The sequence below is a fragment of the Wenzhouxiangella sp. YN9 genome (assembly GCF_056324165.1).
In genome coordinates, this window is the sequence record NZ_JBJNIP010000055.1 from 78,246 (window position 1) to 94,904 (window position 16,659).

General features: G+C 65.2%; 11 protein-coding genes and 1 tRNA gene. 2 read left to right on the forward strand and 10 right to left on the reverse strand.

What is annotated here, in order from left to right; genetic code table 11:
* Nucleotides 1-49: 49 nt before the first annotated feature.
* The 9 genes from ACEWQ0_RS02385 to ACEWQ0_RS02425 all read right to left on the reverse strand — a co-directional run bounded on the left by ACEWQ0_RS02385 (nt 50) and on the right by ACEWQ0_RS02425 (nt 9,324).
* Nucleotides 50-1,156, reverse strand: coding sequence for a DegT/DnrJ/EryC1/StrS family aminotransferase (locus tag ACEWQ0_RS02385; RefSeq protein ID WP_476483662.1), 1,107 nt, complete (start codon nt 1,154-1,156; stop codon nt 50-52).
* Complete coding sequence (locus ACEWQ0_RS02390; protein ID WP_476484362.1) at nt 1,153-2,118, reverse strand: Gfo/Idh/MocA family protein; 966 nt, start codon at nt 2,116-2,118, stop codon at nt 1,153-1,155. The genes ACEWQ0_RS02385 and ACEWQ0_RS02390 overlap by 4 nt, the downstream gene beginning before the upstream one ends.
* A 99-nt stretch (nt 2,119-2,217) precedes the next feature.
* Nucleotides 2,218-2,309: transfer RNA gene (locus tag ACEWQ0_RS02395), tRNA-Ser, on the reverse strand.
* 240 nt (nt 2,310-2,549) lie between these two features.
* Nucleotides 2,550-5,183, reverse strand: coding sequence for an alanine--tRNA ligase (gene alaS / locus ACEWQ0_RS02400; RefSeq protein WP_476483675.1), 2,634 nt, complete (start codon nt 5,181-5,183; stop codon nt 2,550-2,552).
* Between the two features lie 225 nt (nt 5,184-5,408).
* Nucleotides 5,409-6,389 carry an RHS repeat domain-containing protein gene (locus tag ACEWQ0_RS02405; RefSeq protein ID WP_476484363.1) on the reverse strand — a complete coding sequence of 327 codons (981 nt, stop codon included), beginning with the start codon at nt 6,387-6,389 and terminating at the stop codon, nt 5,409-5,411.
* Between the two features lie 103 nt (nt 6,390-6,492).
* Nucleotides 6,493-6,942, reverse strand: coding sequence for a regulatory protein RecX (locus ACEWQ0_RS02410; RefSeq protein ID WP_476483677.1), 450 nt, complete (start codon nt 6,940-6,942; stop codon nt 6,493-6,495).
* A 14-nt stretch (nt 6,943-6,956) separates the two neighbouring features.
* Complete coding sequence (recA, locus tag ACEWQ0_RS02415) at nt 6,957-8,012, reverse strand: recombinase RecA (protein ID WP_476484364.1); 1,056 nt, start codon at nt 8,010-8,012, stop codon at nt 6,957-6,959.
* 293 nt (nt 8,013-8,305) lie between these two features.
* A complete protein-coding gene (gene thpR, locus ACEWQ0_RS02420) occupies nt 8,306-8,821 on the reverse strand; it encodes an RNA 2',3'-cyclic phosphodiesterase (protein WP_476484365.1) in 516 nt (171 codons plus the stop codon).
* Nucleotides 8,821-9,324, reverse strand: coding sequence for a CinA family protein (locus ACEWQ0_RS02425; protein ID WP_476484366.1), 504 nt, complete (start codon nt 9,322-9,324; stop codon nt 8,821-8,823). Before ACEWQ0_RS02425 ends, thpR begins: the two co-directional genes overlap by 1 nt.
* Before the next feature lie 192 nt (nt 9,325-9,516).
* Between ACEWQ0_RS02425 and mutS the strand changes: the two genes are divergently transcribed.
* Both mutS and ACEWQ0_RS02435 read left to right on the forward strand, forming a co-directional pair.
* A complete protein-coding gene (mutS, locus tag ACEWQ0_RS02430; protein ID WP_476484367.1) occupies nt 9,517-12,093 on the forward strand; it encodes a DNA mismatch repair protein MutS in 2,577 nt (858 codons plus the stop codon).
* 85 nt (nt 12,094-12,178) lie between these two features.
* On the forward strand, nt 12,179-15,484 hold the full coding sequence (locus tag ACEWQ0_RS02435) for a S41 family peptidase (RefSeq protein WP_476484368.1): 3,306 nt from the start codon (nt 12,179-12,181) through the stop codon (nt 15,482-15,484).
* A gap of 42 nt (nt 15,485-15,526) precedes the next feature.
* On the opposite strand, the gene ACEWQ0_RS02440 is transcribed toward ACEWQ0_RS02435, so the two are convergent.
* A complete protein-coding gene (locus tag ACEWQ0_RS02440) occupies nt 15,527-16,642 on the reverse strand; it encodes a ribonucleotide-diphosphate reductase subunit beta (protein WP_476483654.1) in 1,116 nt (371 codons plus the stop codon).
* Nucleotides 16,643-16,659 lie beyond the last annotated feature (17 nt).

A 16,659-nucleotide genomic window follows, 5' to 3' on the forward strand; every position in this document is an offset into this window, starting at 1 on the left:
TCACACTTCACACTTCACACTTCACACTTCACACTTCACACTTCACACTTCACACTTCACACTTCACAACCTTTGCAACGCGCTCGATCTGAGCTTCGGTCATTTCCGGGAAGATCGGCAGGGACAGGCAGCGCTCAGCAATCGACTCGCTATGGCTCAGGGAACCGGGGCGGCTGTAGCTGGAAAACGCCGGCTGGCGATGCAGCGGCGTCGGGTAGTAGACGGCGCTGGCAATGTCGGCCTCGCGCAAGGCAGCCTGGAGCGCCTCGCGGCGTCCTTCCGGAACCAGAACGGTAAACTGGTGGTAGACGTGCTGCCCGAAACCATCCTCGAAGGGCAGCTCGACCCCGCTGTCTGCCAGAAGCTCGCGGTAACCTGCCGCCACCCGCTGACGCTGGCGATTGAACTCGTCGACGTGGCCGAGCTTGACGCGCAGAATGGCGGCCTGAAGCTCATCGAGGCGGCTGTTGTAGCCCACCACCTCGTGCTGGTAGCCATCCACCCGGCGACCGTGGTTGCGCAGCATCCGGACCTCGTCGGCCAGCGCTGCGTCGCTGGTGGTGATCAGCCCGCCATCACCGAAGGCGCCGAGATTCTTGCTCGGAAAGAAACTGAAGGCGCCGGCCAGACCGATGCTGCCGGTCTGGCGCCCGGAAAGCGAGGCGCCGAAACTCTGCGCGCAGTCCTCGATCATGAACAGCTTGTACTTGTCGGCAATCGCCGAGAGCGCGTCCATGTCGGCCGGCTGCCCGAACAGATGCACCGGCAGGATGGCCCGAGTGCGCGCGGACACCGCCTCGGCAACGCCTTCAGGATCGATATTGAAGCTGCGCGGATCAATGTCGACAAACACCGGTTCGGCACCGCAGTAGCGGATCGCCTCGGCCGTGGCGATGAAGGTAAACGGCGTGGTGATCACCTCATCACCCGGCCCGATACCGGCGGCACGCAGGGACAGGTGCAGGGCATCCGTGCCGGAGGCACAGCCGATCGCGTGGCGCACACCGAGAAACTCCGCCAGCTCGGCCTCCAGAGCCTGCACGTTGGGGCCCAGAATATAGCGCGTAGCCGCCATGACCTCCGCCACGGCGGCATCAAGTTGTGCGCGCAGCCGCTCGTACTGAACGCCCAGGTCGACCATCGGAATCGGCTTCATGCCAAACGCACTTTCCGGGCTCGGGTTTCGGATTCAATCATCGCAGTGATGTGCATGGCGGTCTCCAGCGCACGCAGGCCGTCTTCGCCGGTCACCACCACCGGCGTGCCGTCGCGAACCGCAGAAACGAAAGACTCGATTTCAAGCAGCAGCGCATCGTTCTGCTCGAAAGACGACTCCTCGCGCAGGATTTCCGGCACCCCGGGGAACATCTCCCGGTCGCCGATACGATGCACCGCCAGCCGACAGTTCTGGAAATCGATGGAAATATAGGCCTCGGGCTGAAAAATGCGCATGCGTCGTTCGGATTTGACGCTCACCCGGCTGGAAGTCACATTGGCTACACAGCCGTTCTCGAACTCCAGGCGTGCATTGACGATATCGAGCTCTTCGGCCAGCACCGGCGTGCCGCTGGCGGCCAGCGAGGCGACCGGGCTTTGAACCATGCCCAGAATCAGATCGATGTCGTGGATCATCAGATCAAGCACCACGTTGACATCGGTGCCGCGTGGCTTGAACGGCGCTACCCGGTGAGATTCAATGAACAGCGGGTTGAGTTCGAATCCGCCGAGATCGAGGAAAGCAGCGTTGAAGCGCTCGAGATGCCCGATCTGGAAGACCAGCTCCCGTTCGGCCGCCAGTCGGGTCAGCGCCCGGGCCTCCTCAAGCGTGCTCGCAATGGGCTTTTCCAGCAGAACATGCACACCAGCATCGAGAAAATCACGCGCGATGTCGTAGTGACGCCGCGTGGGCACGGCAATGGAGACGGCATCGACTTCTCCGATCACATCGCGATAATCGAGCAGTGCCCGGCAGTCGCAATCCTCGGCTGAGCGGCGCGCAGCCTGCTCGTCGATGTCGACCACAGCCACCAGCTCGGCGTTGTCGAGGCCAGCGTACTTCCGGGCGTGGAAACGCCCGAGATAGCCAACCCCGATGACGGCGCACTTGGTGGGTTTCATGAAAACTGATCAGACATATACTGCGGGGCCGGGGCCCGCCTCTTCGTGACTCGGACCCGGTGGCGCCATCTTTCGGGTGTGGATTTCAGCTTGTGCAGGTGGCGGAGAGGGAGGGATTCGAACCCTCGAACGGGCATAAACCCGTTAACGGTTTTCGAGACCGCCGCATTCAACCACTCTGCCACCTCTCCTTGTAGCGGGCGAATTATACATGAGCGGCCTACGTGCCGCAGTACCGATGGTCAACGCTCTGACCAAGGCCCGAGTACCAAGGCCCAAGGCCCAAGTACCAAACTCCAATTCACAAACAATCTGCAATGACCAGAACCAATACCCCGGCAGCGATCAGGGCTGCAGTTTGGTTCATTGGAAATTCGAGAATTGGTTCTTGTTTGCAGAATTGATGCTTGTAAATCGAACATTGCCCGAAACTACAACCGCTCCCTCAACCATTCCGCCACCGAATCCAGCGCCGCGGGAAGAGCCGACGCGTCGCTCCCCCCCGCCTGCGCAAAATCCGGTCGGCCGCCGCCCTTGCCGCCGACCTGGCCGGCGACGTGGTTGACCAGCTCGCCGGCCTTGATCTTGCCGGTGAGATCCTTGGTGACGCCGGCGACCAGGCGTACGCCGCCGCCGGCGGCCGTGCCGAGCACGATCACGCCCGAGCCGAGCTTGTTCCTGAGCTGGTCGACGGTATCGCGCAGGCCGTTGGGGTCGGCACCTTCGAGACGCGCGGCAATCAGCTTCACACCCTCGACGTCCACCGCCTGCGAGGCCAGGTCGGAGCCGGCCGCCGAGGCGAGCTTGCCCTTGAGCCGCTCGAGCTCCTTTTCCAGCTCCCGGGATCGACCCAACAGCTGGCCGATGCGCTCGGAAAGCTGCTCCGGGCCGGTCTTGAGCTGGCTTGAAGCCGCGCGCAGCGTGCGATCCAGGTTCTGCAGCCACTCGACGGCGACCCGGCCGGCCACCGCCTCGATGCGGCGCACGCCGGCGGAAATGCCGGTCTCGGAGACGATCTTGAACAGGCCGATATCGCCCACCCGATCGACGTGCGTGCCGCCGCACAGCTCCATCGAAAAATCACCGAAGCGCAGCACGCGCACGTCGTCGCCGTATTTTTCGTCGAAAAACGCCAGCGCGCCGGCTTCGATGGCCTCGTCGAAGGGCATCTCCCGGATTTCGGCCTCGGCGTTGGCCTGAATCTGCTGGTTGACCAGGCGCTCGATTGCGGCCAGCTCGTCGTCGCTGACCGGCGCGTGATGCGAAAAGTCGAAGCGCAGCCGCTCGGGCGCAACCAGCGAGCCCTTTTGCTGAACGTGATCGCCGAGCACGACGCGCAGGGCGGAATGCAGCAGATGCGTTGCCGAGTGATGGCGAACAATGTCAGCACGGCGCTGCGAGTCAATCTGCCCGGCCAGGCAATCGCCGAGCTGTAGTGCGCCTTCCGCCAGGCGGCCGACGTGCCCGTGAAAGGCGCCGCCGAACTTGCGCGTATCGCTCACTTCGAACCGCCCGCCCTCGCCTTCGAGCCGGCCGGTGTCGCCGACCTGCCCGCCCGACTCGGCGTAGAAGGGCGTGCGATCGAGCACCAGCACGGCTTCATCGCCGGCCGCCAGCGAATCCGCCGGTCGGCCATCGACCAGAATGGCGAGCACCTCGGCGTCGTCGATTGCATGCTGTCCATGGCCGAGAAACTGCGTCGCCGGCAGCTCGGCGATCAGCTCGGCGGGCATCTCGTCGGCGCCGGCGAACTTGCCGGCCGCCCGCGCGCGCTCACGCTGCAGGCTCATGGCCTGCTCGAAACCGTCCTCGTCGACGGTCAGCTCCCGCTCGCGGGCGATATCGCGGGTCAGGTCGACCGGAAAGCCATAGGTATCGTAGAGCTTGAAGGCAACCTCGCCGGGGATTTCGCTGCCGTCGAGCTCGGCAATCACGCCCTCGAGCAGTTTCATGCCCTGGTCCAGGGTTTCGCCAAAACGCTTTTCCTCGCGCTCGAGCACCTCGGCAACAAAGTCGCGCTGGTTCGCCAGCTCCGGGTAGGCTTGACCCATTGCCTCGGCCAGCGGCGCGACCATGCGACCGAAGAACAAGTCCTTGCAGCCCAGCTTGTAGCCGTGGCGCACGGCGCGGCGGATGATGCGACGCAGCACGTAGCCGCGGCCCTCGTTGGACGGCAACACACCGTCGACGATCAGAAACGCGCAGGCGCGGATGTGATCGGCAATCACCTTCAGCGAGGCCGACTGCCCATCCGGCGTGCCGGTCAGGGCGGCAGCGGCGTCGATCAGATGGCGAAACAGATCGATGTCGTAGTTGGAGTGCACGCCCTGCAGAATGGCGGCCAGGCGCTCGAGCCCCATGCCGGTATCCACCGACGGCGCCGGCAGCGGGCTCATGCTGCCGTCGGCGGAACGGTCGTACTGCATGAACACCAGATTCCAGACCTCGATGTAGCGGTCGCCATCTTCCTCGGGCGTGCCCGGCGGGCCGCCGGGTATTTCCGGGCCATGGTCGTAGAAGACCTCCGAACACGGACCGCAGGGGCCGGTATCGCCCATGGCCCAGAAGTTGTCGCTTTCGAACTTCCGCCCCGGCTCATCGCCGATGCGCGAAAAGCGCTCCGGATCGACGCCGATGTGATCGAGCCAGATTTCAGCCGCCTCGTCGTCGTCCTCATAGACCGTCACCCACAGCTTCTCCGGCGGCAGGCCGCAGGTCTCGGTCAGAAACGCCCAGGTGTATTCAATGGCCTCACGCTTGAAGTAGTCGCCAAAGCTGAAGTTGCCCAGCATCTCGAAGAAGGTGTGGTGCCGGGCGGTGTAGCCGACGTTTTCCAGATCGTTGTGCTTGCCGCCGGCACGCACGCAGCGCTGCGACGAGGTCGCGCGCGTGTACGAGCGCTTCTCCGAGCCCAGAAAGACATCCTTGAACTGAACCATGCCGGCGTTGGTAAACAGCAGGGTCGGATCGTTGGCCGGCACCAGCGGGCTGGAAGGCACGATGCGGTGCTCGCGGTCGGCGAAGAAGTCGAGAAAGGCCTGGCGTATTTCGGCGGTGGTATGCATCAGGAGTCCGGGAAGAACGTGTTTGGAACGGGCGTATAGTTTACTGATGCAATCGCAACGATTGCATCGGGCTACAAAGAATAGCAGCCCGGAGCCGAAGAAGGCTGGCGACGGCAAGCCGCCGGTCGCCGGCCAGGCACACGCGCAGTCCGATCGCGAGGGTTGGCGGCTTCGCGGCGCTCTCCTGCGGGTCGCTGCGGCGACAGTCGCGACCGTTTCTCCGCCTCAGCCCCCCAGCTGCGGAAAATACTCGATTTCTCGCTCCAGCAGGTACCGCGGCGCGCCCCGCTGGTCCGAGGGAATCTTTTTCACCCAGTTGCCGTGATCATCGTATTCATGGTCGATCTTTTCCACGGAGACGAGCTGGTTGTCCGCGTCGTACTCCCGGGACTCGGCGCGATGCCCGTGCTCGTTGTAGCTGTAGACGAAGCGGCTGGCCCGTTCGCCGTCCCTGTAGACCGTGCGTTCGGTCTCCCTGCCGCCCTCGTACTTCTTTTCGAAGACATACTGCGCGTGCACGGTACGCCCTTCTTCCTGACGCGAAGAGACCAGGTTCCCGGCGTCATCGTATTGGAAGGTCTCGGTCATCATCGGCTGGTCGCCCATGCGCTGGCTCTTTTCGATCAATCTGCCTTGATCGTCATGGCGGTAGAGGGTCTTCAAGGGGCCGTTGTTCACGTACTCGATCTGCTCGAGGAGATTCCCGTCCGCGTCGTACTTGAACGTCTCCTTGTAGGGATCGTCGTCCCCTTGCGAATAGCTCAGATGCTCGATCCGGTTTCCATTCTTGTCATAGACGTCCACGTTCCGGAAAAGGGGGTCATCACCCGTTCCCTGATGAACCATTTCAGTGATTCGCCCCTTGTTCTGATCATGGGCATAGGTCCAGCGCCTGCTGATTTCATCGTCGCCGGTATAGCTCGTCTTTTGGCTGATATTCCCGTGCTCGTTGAAGCGGTAGGACAGGTTCCGGGCGTCGGATTTCGACAGCCCGTAATTGATGATTTCACCGGTGTTCCTGTTCCGGGAGATGCGATACTTCCTGACCCGGAGGGACTTGACCGGGCCTTCCAGACCCATTTCCTTCAGATCGCTGTCTTTCTTGATCCCGTCCATGTATGGCGCGGTGTCACAGCCCGCCACCATCAACAAGAGTGCGGCGGCCATGGCCAACAAGCCGAGCTTCAAGCGCGTGTACCTGTTCATTGAATGACTCCTCCCGGTTCCCGTGTGGCTCGATATCACACCGGCACGGACACGGATCACACCGCAGGGCAGCCAGCCTGCATCATTCACCCGCCCGGCGGTATCAATCCAGCAATTCGCGGATATGTTCGTGGGCGAAGCCGCGCCGCGCCAGCGCCTGCTGGCGGCGGGATTTTTCCTTGAAGTCGGCCGGTGGCTCGGGGCCGTAGCGTTTTTCGTACCAGTCGGCAGCAATCGCGAACCAGTCGGGGGATTCGGCCTCGAGCGCCCACCTGGCCTGGCTTCGATCGATGCCGCGCTCGGAAAGCTCGGCGCGGATGCGCACCGGGCCGTAGGCCTTGCCGACGCGCTGGCGCACGTAGCTTTCCGCGAAGCGCTCGTCGGACTGCAGGTTCTCTTCAGCCAGTTCGTCGATCAGACCGTCGACTGCAGCCTCCGGCCAGCCGCGCCGGGCGAGCTTTCCGGCCAGCTCAAGGCGCGAGTGCTCGCGCCGCGCCAGCAGGCGCAGCGCGGCCTCGCGAAGCTCGGCCGGGTTGACGTCGTCGTCGGTCAAGTCCGCTTCTCGAGTCAACCGACGTTCGACTCGGCCCCTTCGCCGGAGGCCTCGGCTTCGCCGGTCGTCGCGTTGGCCGTCTTCGGCAGCAGCTTCTCGCGCACCTGACGCTCGATATCGGCAGCGATGTCGGGGTTGTCCTTGAGAAACTGGCGCACCTTGTCCTTGCCCTGGCCGATGCGGTCGTCACCGTAGCTGTACCAGGCGCCGGACTTCTTCACCAGGCCATGCTCGACGCCCAGCTCGATGAGTTCGCCCTCGCGCGAAATGCCCTCGCCGTAGAGGATCTCGAAAACGGCCTGCCGGAACGGCGGCGCCATCTTGTTCTTGACCACCTTCACGCGGGTTTCGTTGCCGACCGCCTCGTCGCCGCGCTTGATTGCACCGATGCGGCGAATGTCGAGGCGCACGGACGAATAGAACTTGAGCGCGTTGCCGCCGGTGGTGGTCTCGGGCGAGCCAAACATCACGCCGATCTTCATGCGGATCTGGTTGATGAAGATGACCATGCAGTTGGTGCGCTTGATGTTGGCGGTCAGCTTGCGCAGCGCCTGGCTCATCAGGCGCGCCTGGAGCCCGACGTGGGAGTCGCCCATCTCGCCCTCGATCTCGGCCTTGGGCGTGAGCGCGGCGACCGAGTCGACCACAACGATATCGACGGCACCCGAGCGCACCAGCATGTCGGTGATCTCCAGCGCCTGCTCGCCGGTGTCGGGCTGCGAGACCAGCAGGTCGTCGACGTTGACGCCCAGGTTTTCGGCATAGGATGGGTCCAGCGCGTGCTCGGCGTCGACGAAGGCGGCCGTGCCGCCGGCCTTCTGCGCCTCGGCCACGGCGTGCAGCGTCAACGTGGTCTTGCCCGAAGACTCCGGCCCGTAAACTTCAACGACGCGTCCGCGCGGCAGCCCGCCGACACCCAGCGCAACGTCCAGCCCCAGCGACCCGGTGGAGACCACCGGCACATCCCTGCGCCCGGCGTCGTCCCCCATGCGCATGATCGCGCCCTTGCCGTACTGCTTCTCGATCTGGCCCAGTGCCGCGGCCAGTGCCCGCTTGCGATTGTCATCCACGATAAAGTCCTCTCTTTTCCATTCGTTCGGGTGCTGCCGCGATCGATTCGGATTATCTCACAGCAACAACATGAACCTCGGCGGTTCACCCGCGTTGCTGGCTTCTCCTACAGGGATTCGCGGCTATCTCTCAGGCACCAGTATAAGGACTGCGTTCTCAAAACCCGAGAATGTCGCTGCGCTCCCGCACCGATCAGCCTGCCGCTTCTCACTCGCAGCGCTATCAGCCAAGGATTGGGGCTTGGGGGTTTGATGCAGGCTCCACATGCGGCCTCACTTCGGGCCGTTGAGGATCAGGCGCGTAACTGCCAGCGCTGCACCACGCGATAGGGCGCGCCCGGCAGTGACTCGACCAGCACGAAATCCCGGATTGGCCAGGCCAGGGGCTCGGGGTCGACCAGAGGCGGTGGCCGTGAGACCTGGCGAAACAGCGTGACATGCGGTCGGAACGGACGCGCATCGAGCCGCAGTCCCAGCTCGAGCATGCGCCGCTGTAACTCCGCCTGCAGATCGATCAAGGGCGCGGGCGCCTCGCCGCCCAGCCACAGCACCCGAGCGCGGGCGAACCAGCCGAAGCGATCGAGCGCCAGGGTGCAGGAGGCGCCACTGATGTCGCCGGCCGCGGCCTGCAGTTCCGGCAGGCGATCGACGGGCTGGTCGCCGAGGAAGGCGAGCGTCAGATGAAGATTGTGATCCGGTACCCGCCGGCGGCTGACGCGGCCGAGCAGCTCGCGACGCGCGCGCATGCCGTGGCGGGTGTCCTCGTCGGGCCACAGGGCGAAGAACAGGCGTCGCGTCGCCTCGGACATCACCCCGCCAGGCGCTCGAGCAGACCCTCCAGTGCCCTGACCACGCTGGCCCGGCGCACCTCTTCGCGATCGCCGCGCAGGTGGTGAACCTCGGTTTCGACAATGTCGCCGGGCAGCGCCCAGCCGAAACACACCGTGCCGACGGGCTTGTCCGGGCTGCCACCGCCCGGCCCGGCAATGCCGGTCACCGCGACGGCCACATCAGCGCGACTGTGTTCGATGGCGCCGCGCGCCATGGCGGCTGCCACCGCTTCGCTGACCGCGCCAAAGCGGTGGATATCGGCGGGCCTGACGCCCAGCAGGTCGGTCTTGGCCTCGTTGGCGTAGCTCACCAGTCCGCGCTCGAACCACTCCGAGCTGCCCGGAAGATCGGTGCAGACCTTGGCGATCCAGCCGCCGGTGCAGGACTCGGCCGTGACCAGGCGACGCCCGAGCATTTTCAGCTCGGCCGCCAGCGCGGTGGCCAGAAGAGCAAGCGCTTCGTCGTCGTGTCGGGTTGCCATGACTTCTATAATGCTTCTTTTGGAAAACCTTGTGTCCACAGATAAACACGGATAATAAGAACTTTTCCTTCAGAGCACCTGAGACCGGTCGGGCAGGATAAACCGCTTCTCGACTTCCGGTTTTCTGTTTTTTTTTTATCTGTGTACATCAATGTCCATCTGTGGACCTGCTTTGTGAGAGCTTGCTAACGAATGGCCGATACGAGCACCCAGCACACGCCCCTGATGCAGCAGTACCTCCGGATCAAGGCCGACTATCCGGACATTCTGCTGTTCTTTCGCATGGGCGACTTCTACGAGCTGTTCTATGACGATGCCCGGCGCTCGGCGAGCCTGCTGGATATCACCCTGACCCATCGCGGCAAGTCAGCCGGTGAACCCATCCCGATGGCCGGGGTGCCCTATCACAGCGTCGACGGCTATCTCGCCCGCCTGCTGAAAAAGGGCGAGTCGGTGGCGATCTGCGAGCAGGTCGGTGATGTCGAGGCGGCCAAGGGGCCGGTCGAGCGCAAGGTGGTGCGCATCGTCACGCCGGGCACCGTTACCGAAGAGTCGCTGCTCGAGGATCGCGCCGAGCGCCTGCTGGCGGCCATCCTGCCCGAAAAACAGGGCTACGGCCTGGCCTGGCTGGACCTGGCCGGGGGCCGTCTGCGCTGCTGCGCGCTGGCATCGACCGCCGAGCTCAACGCCGAGCTCGAACGCCTGCGTCCGGCCGAGACTTTGCTGCCGGAAAATGCAGCGGCATCGTTCGGCCGCGAGGGCATGGCCGTGCGCGAGCATCCGCCCTGGGCCTTCGACGCCGAATCGGCCGAGCGCGAGCTGTGCCGCCAGTTCCGGGTGCAGGACCTGTCGGGCTTCGGCATTGCCGGTCGCGGCCCCGAGGTCGGCGCCGCCGGCGCCCTGCTCGGCTATGCCCGCGACATGCTCTCCGGCGAGCTGCCGCATCTTGCCGGCATGCGCGCGCTGCAGCCGGCCGAGCACCTGGTGCTCGATGCCGCCACCCGCCGCCATCTCGAAATCGACGTGCACCCCGACGGGCGTTCCGAACACACCCTGGTGGGATTGATGGACACCGCGGCCACGCCCATGGGCAGCCGCAAGCTCAAGCGCTGGATTACCCATCCCCTGCGCGATCGCACCCGCCTGGGCGAGCGCCACAGCGCCGTTTCCGCGCTGCTGGCGGCACACCTCCAGCCCGAGCTCGAGGAACAGCTCTCCGGCCTGGGCGATATCGAGCGCGTGCTGACCCGCATCGCGCTCAAGTCGGCGCGCCCGCGCGACCTGGCCACGCTGCGCGAAGGCCTGGGACGACTGCCGACGCTGGCCGACCTGCTCGAACGCGTCTCGGTGCCGCTGCTCGATGAACTGCGCGACGACCTGGCGCCCTGCCCCGATCTATTCGAGCTGCTGGATTCAGCGGTGATCGAGCAGCCGCCGATGGTCATTCGCGACGGCGGCGTGATCGCCGAAGGCTACGACGCCGAGCTCGACGAACTGCGAGCCTTGAGCCAGAACGCCGGCGATTTTCTGGTGCGCTACGAGCAGCAGGAGCGCGAGCGCACCGGCGTCCAGACGCTCAAGGTCGGCTTCAACCGCGTGCACGGCTACTACATCGAGATCGGCAGGACCCACGCCGACAAGGTGCCGACCGAATACAGCCGCCGCCAGACGCTCAAGAACGCCGAGCGCTATATCACCGAGGAGCTGAAAACCTTCGAAGACAAGGTGCTCTCAGCGCGCGAGCGCGCCCTCGCCCGCGAGAAAGCGCTGTACGACCAGCTCATCGAGCGCCTGAGCGGCGAGCACGGCCGGCTGGCGATCATTGCCGCGGGGCTGGCCACGCTCGACGTGCTGACGACTTTCGCCGAGCGCGCCGAAACACTCCAGCTCAACGCGCCCGAACTCGACGAGCAGCCCGGCGTCGACATCATCGAAGGCCGCCACCCGGTGGTCGAGCGGGTGCAGGATGCCGCCTTCGTGCCCAACGACTGCCGGCTGGATCCGGAGCGCCGCATGCTCGTCATCACCGGCCCCAACATGGGCGGGAAATCCACCTACATGCGCCAGGCCGCCCTGATCACCATCCTGGCCCACGCCGGCTCCTTCGTGCCGGCAAAGTCCGCGCGCATCGGCCCGATCGACCGCATCTTCTCGCGCATCGGCGCCGGCGACGACCTCACCCGCGGGCGCTCCACCTTCATGGTGGAAATGGTCGAGACCGCCAACATCCTGCACAACGCCAGCGAGCACTCGCTGGTGCTGATGGACGAGATCGGTCGCGGCACCTCGACCTTCGACGGCCTGGCCCTGGCCTGGGCGGTAGCCACCGAGCTGGCGCTCAACCTGCGGGCGCTGAGCCTGTTCGCGACGCACTATTTCGAGCTCACCCGCCTGGCCGAAGACCACGAAGGCATCGCCAACGTACATCTGGACGCGCGCGAACACGGCGACGAGATCGTGTTCTTGCACACCGTGCGCGAAGGCCCGGCCAGCCAGAGCTACGGTCTGCAGGTCGCGCGCCTGGCCGGAGTGCCCAAAGCGGTCATCGCGCAGGCAAGAAAGCACCTCGACCGCCTCGAAAACGAGGCCACCGGCAGCAGCAGCCCGCAGCTGGGCCTGTTCGGACAGGCGCCATCACAGGCCGTTGAACCTTTCGATTCCGGCTCCGATGCGCTGCGCGAGATGCTCGACGACGTCCACCCCGACGACCTCAGCCCGCGCGAGGCGCTGGACTGGCTCTACCGGCTGAAAGCGCTCGACAAGACCTGAACGGCGCACCGCCGCGAACCCCGGCTGGCCCGGCCAGCGTATTCGCTACAATGCGATGCCCTGACCCACGATCGGAGCCGAAGCGATGCGCTTTTCTTTCTGGCTGCTTGCCGCCGCCCTGCTATCAGCCGCCAGCATGGCCTGGGCCCAGGACGGCTACTATCGCCATCCGGCACTGCACGGCGACACCGTGGTCTTCGTCTCCGAGGGCGACTTGTGGCGGGCTTCGGCCGAGGGCGGCCGCGCGCAGCGCCTGACCACCCATCCAGCCGCCGAATCCCGCCCCGTCATCTCGCCCGACGGCACGCAGGTCGCCTTTGTCGCCTCCTACGACGGCGCCCCGGATCTCTATATCATGCCGATGGCCGGCGGCAAGCCAGAGCGCCTGACCTTCGACGGCAGCCGGGTCTGGCCGGCCGGCTTCGTCCCCGATGGGCGGGTGGCCTACGCCACCGAACACGTGGTCGGGCCCGGCTTTGGCCGCAGCCTGAGAACGATCGATCCCGCCAGCGGCAAGGACGAAGCCCTGCCGCTGGCAGACGCTCGCCAGGCCGCCTTTGACGACGCCGGCCGAACCCTGTGGTTCACCCGCTTCGGGCTGGCGGTTTCAGGCGATCACGTCCACGGCTATCGCGGCGGCGCCATGGCGCAACTCTGGCGCTGGAGCACCGACAATGAAGATGAAGCCGAACGCCTGGCCGCCAACTGGGGCGCCAACGTCAGCCATCCGATGTGGTGGAACGGCCGGCTCTACGTCATTGCCGACGCCGACGGACGCGCGAATCTCTGGCGACTGGATGCCGACGGCACCAACCCTGAAAAGCTGACCGCCCACGAACCCTTCGCAGTGCGCGAGGCACGCATCGACGACGGCCGGATCATCTACCGGGTCGGCGCCGATATTCACCTCCACGACATCGCCGCCGGCGCAAACCGCAAGCTCGATATCAGCCTGGGTTCCGATTTTCTGCAGCGCCGCGCGCGCTATCTGGAAAACCCGCTGAAATGGATCAGCGATGCCAACCCGGATGCCGGAGGCGAGCGCGTGGCGCTGAGCGTGCGCGGCCAGGCCTGGCTGGCGGGCACTGAATCGCTGCGCCGCATCCGCCTGGCCGTGCCCGACGACGCCCGCGCCCGCGCCGCAGTTCCGGCGGCCGACGGCCAGCACGTCTTCGCCATTGTCGACCACGACGGCAAGAGTGAAATCTGGCGATTTGCCGCCGACGGCTCGCCGGATACTACCGTACTGGTCGACGATCAGAATGCCTACCGCCAGCAGCTCTGGCCCTCGCCCAACGGCCGCTGGCTGGCGCATGCGGACAAACACGACCGACTGTGGCTGCTCGACCTCGAATCGGGCGGGAACGAACTGCTCGACACCGCCGAGTACGGCGGCGGCAACAGCTACGACGACTTGAACTGGTCGGCCGACGGCCGCTACCTGGCCTTCTCGCGTCCCGATACCACGCGCACAATGGCCCAGCTGGTCGTGGCCGAAGCGGCCACCCGGACCATCCGCGTAGTGACCTCGGACCGCTACGCCAGCTACGCTCCGGCGTTTGGGCGCGACGGGAAGTGGTTGTACTTCATCTCCGACCGCCACTTCTCGCCGACTCCCGGCTCGCCCTGGGGCGACCGCAACACCGGTGCCCAATTCGACAAGCGCGCCGGCATCTACGCGCTGGCCCTGCAGCCGGGGCTGCGCTTCCCCTTCCGGCCGGACGACGAGCTGGCCCCGAATGCGCCGCGCGAGGCGCAGGACAAAGACAAGGACAACGGAACGGAAGCCGCTGAAGCCGGCCCCGATATCGTCTTCGACAATCTGGAAGACCGCCTGCATGAGGTGGCCCTTGCGCCCGGCAACTACAGCGGCCTGCAGGCCGGCCGCGAGCGGCTGTACCTTCTCGCGCGCGAGGCGGGAAAGCGCCGGGCCACGCTCCGGTCGCTGGCCATCGCAGCGGGTGAAGACGAGGCGAAGACCTGGATGCACGACGTGGTGGCCATGCAGCTCAGCGCCGATGGCGAGCGGCTGATGGTCATCAAGCCGGGCAAGAATCAGCGCATCGGCAAGATCCTGCTGTTGCCCGCCGGCGAGAAGGCGCCGACAGACACCGCTGAGGCCCGGGTCGCGCTCGACGGCTGGTCGCTGCGCATCGAGCCGGTCGCGGAGTGGCGACAGATGTTCGCCGATGCCTGGAACATGCACCGCCACTTCTCCTTCGACCCGGCCATGCGCGGCGTGGACTGGGCGGCGGTTCGCGAGCGCTATCAGCCGCTGGTCGATCGCGTCAACGACCGTCGCGAGCTCGATGACCTGCTCGGCCAGATGATCGCCGAGCTGGGCATTCTGCACTCCCAGGTGCGCGGCGGCGATTACCGCAGCGACCGCGACGCGCCCGAGCCGTCCAGCCTGGGGGCCCGGCTTGCCGCCAGCAAAGACGGTGTCGTGATCGAGCATGTCTACCGCAGCGACCCCGAGCTGCCCGGCAATGCGGGCCCGCTCGAGCGCCCGGGCGTCGATATCCGCAATGGCGATGTCATCGTCGCCATCAACGGCTCACCCGTGGCCAGCCGCGCCGAAGTGGCGCGCGCACTGCGCGGCCAGGCCGGCCAGCAGGTGCTGCTCGATGTCGCCCGCGGCAAGAGCGGCCACCGCAGCATCATCGAGCCGGTTTCCATGCGCACCGAAACCCGCCTGCGCTATCGCGACTGGCTGCGCGCCAACGCCGAGCGGGTGCAGACCGCCGGCGACGGCCGGGTCGGCTATCTGCATCTGTATGCCATGGGCTCGTCAGACTTCGCCGGTTTCGTGCGCGACTTCTACGCCCAGTACGACCGCGACGCGCTGATCATCGACGTGCGCCGCAACCGCGGTGGCAACATCGACAGCTGGGTGATCGAAAAGCTGCTGCGCCGGGCCTGGGCCTTCTGGCAGGGACCGAACGGCCCGCCGTACACCAACATGCAGCAGGCCTTCCGCGGCCACCTGGTGGTGCTGGCCGACCGCTTCACCTACTCCGATGGCGAGACCTTCGCCGCCGCGGTCAAGTCGCTGGGCCTGGGACCGGTCATCGGCCAGCGTACCGCCGGCGCCGGGATCTGGCTGTCGGACAACAACCGCCTGCGCGACGGCGGCCTGGCACGCATCGCCGAAACCGGCCAGTTCGACATGACCGGCGACTGGATCATCGAAGGCCGCGGCGTCGCACCCGATATCGAAGTCGCCAACCCGCCACACGCCAGCGCCACCGGCGGCGACGCCCAGCTCGAGGCGGCGCTGGAATACCTTGAACACAAGCTGGCCGAAGAACCGATCCCGCCGCTGGAGGCCGGACCCATCGCTCCGGTGGGTGAAGCCGCTGCCGATATCACGCCGCCGGGTCAGTCCTGACCCGGCGGCCGTCCGCCCTGCGTCGGCGCAGGGCGGTTGCGGCTAGAAATCCACGTCGAATACTGCGTCTTCATCGTCGCGCTGCATCACGCCGACCTTGTACTGCGCGGTATCCTCTTCCTGATTGGAAGCCTGGATCTTGCTCATGTCCAGCCAGTTTTCCATGTACTTGAGCGGGTTTTCATGAACCAGGGGGAAACTCACTTCCGCTTCAAGACCAAGGAATGAAGCCACGTCCGTGGCCGCGAAATAGACCCAGTCGAGCATCATTTCACAGGTGATGCCGGTCAACTCGCGGCCTTCCGAAAAAGCGTAGCGTGTCCACTCAGCCTCACTTCGAGTGACCTCCTCGATGATGGCCACGATGCGCTCGCGGCACTGTTCGAAAGCGGTGCGCCCGCGCTCGGTCCTGTAGAGCGCCCGCAGCACCTCCTTGCCATAGGTCACGTGCACCTCGAACTCATCCTGGGCGATCTTCTGTATTGCCTTGCCGATGGGCTGGAACAGACCGGTGCCTTCGCAGATGCCGAATGTAACGGCAAACGAAGCCATGAACTGAATACGCTCCATGCACAAAAGACCGACAATGAACAGGTAGACGGCATTGAAGGTTTCCTGGTTGTTCGGCCGGGCGCCGCGGGCGTAGTCGTAGCTGACCTGCCAGGCCTCATCGAAGACTTCGGTTACGACCTTGAGCCGCGCCATGGCCTCCTGAACCGCCAGGATGTCATCAAGAATCTCGTCGGGATCGTCGAAGCTGTTGCGCACGATCTCGGAATACGTGGCCGCATGCACGATTTCATTGCGGGTGATTTCCAGCCAGCCTGCCCAGGCCTCGCTGCTGGTACAAACCGGCCCGAGCACCCCGGCAATGGAGCGCGCGGCCACGCTGTCGGCTTCCCACTGCCAGGCCAGGGTCTTGACCATCATGTCCCAGGTGGTCTTGTCACAGGTCTTGAACTGCACGTTGCAGGGCGCGTAGTCAAACTCGTTTTCGTCCCAGTCCTGAGACTTGAGCGTCTTGTAAAGCTTCCACAGCTCCGGGTAGGACTTGTTGATGGTATCGAACAGCCCGGGCGCTTCGCCGAGAAGGATCTCCGGCTTTGCGTAGTCAGTCTTTTCGGTGTTGAAGATCTTGTCTGGCAACACGGTAGTCATCGATTAAACTCCTCGAA

Coding starts and splice junctions, on each gene's coding strand:
- ACEWQ0_RS02385 (WP_476483662.1), bottom strand. CDS start 1,156: ATGAAGCCGATTCCGATGGTCGACCTGGGCGTTCAGTACGAGCGGCTG.
- ACEWQ0_RS02390 (WP_476484362.1), bottom strand. CDS start 2,118: ATGAAACCCACCAAGTGCGCCGTCATCGGGGTTGGCTATCTCGGGCGT.
- alaS (WP_476483675.1), bottom strand. CDS start 5,183: ATGCATACCACCGCCGAAATACGCCAGGCCTTTCTCGACTTCTTCGCC.
- ACEWQ0_RS02405 (WP_476484363.1), bottom strand. CDS start 6,389: ATGAACAGGTACACGCGCTTGAAGCTCGGCTTGTTGGCCATGGCCGCC.
- thpR (WP_476484365.1), bottom strand. CDS start 8,821: ATGTCCGAGGCGACGCGACGCCTGTTCTTCGCCCTGTGGCCCGACGAG.
- ACEWQ0_RS02425 (WP_476484366.1), bottom strand. CDS start 9,324: ATGGCAACCCGACACGACGACGAAGCGCTTGCTCTTCTGGCCACCGCG.
- mutS (WP_476484367.1), top strand. CDS start 9,517: ATGGCCGATACGAGCACCCAGCACACGCCCCTGATGCAGCAGTACCTC.
- ACEWQ0_RS02435 (WP_476484368.1), top strand. CDS start 12,179: ATGCGCTTTTCTTTCTGGCTGCTTGCCGCCGCCCTGCTATCAGCCGCC.
- ACEWQ0_RS02440 (WP_476483654.1), bottom strand. CDS start 16,642: ATGACTACCGTGTTGCCAGACAAGATCTTCAACACCGAAAAGACTGAC.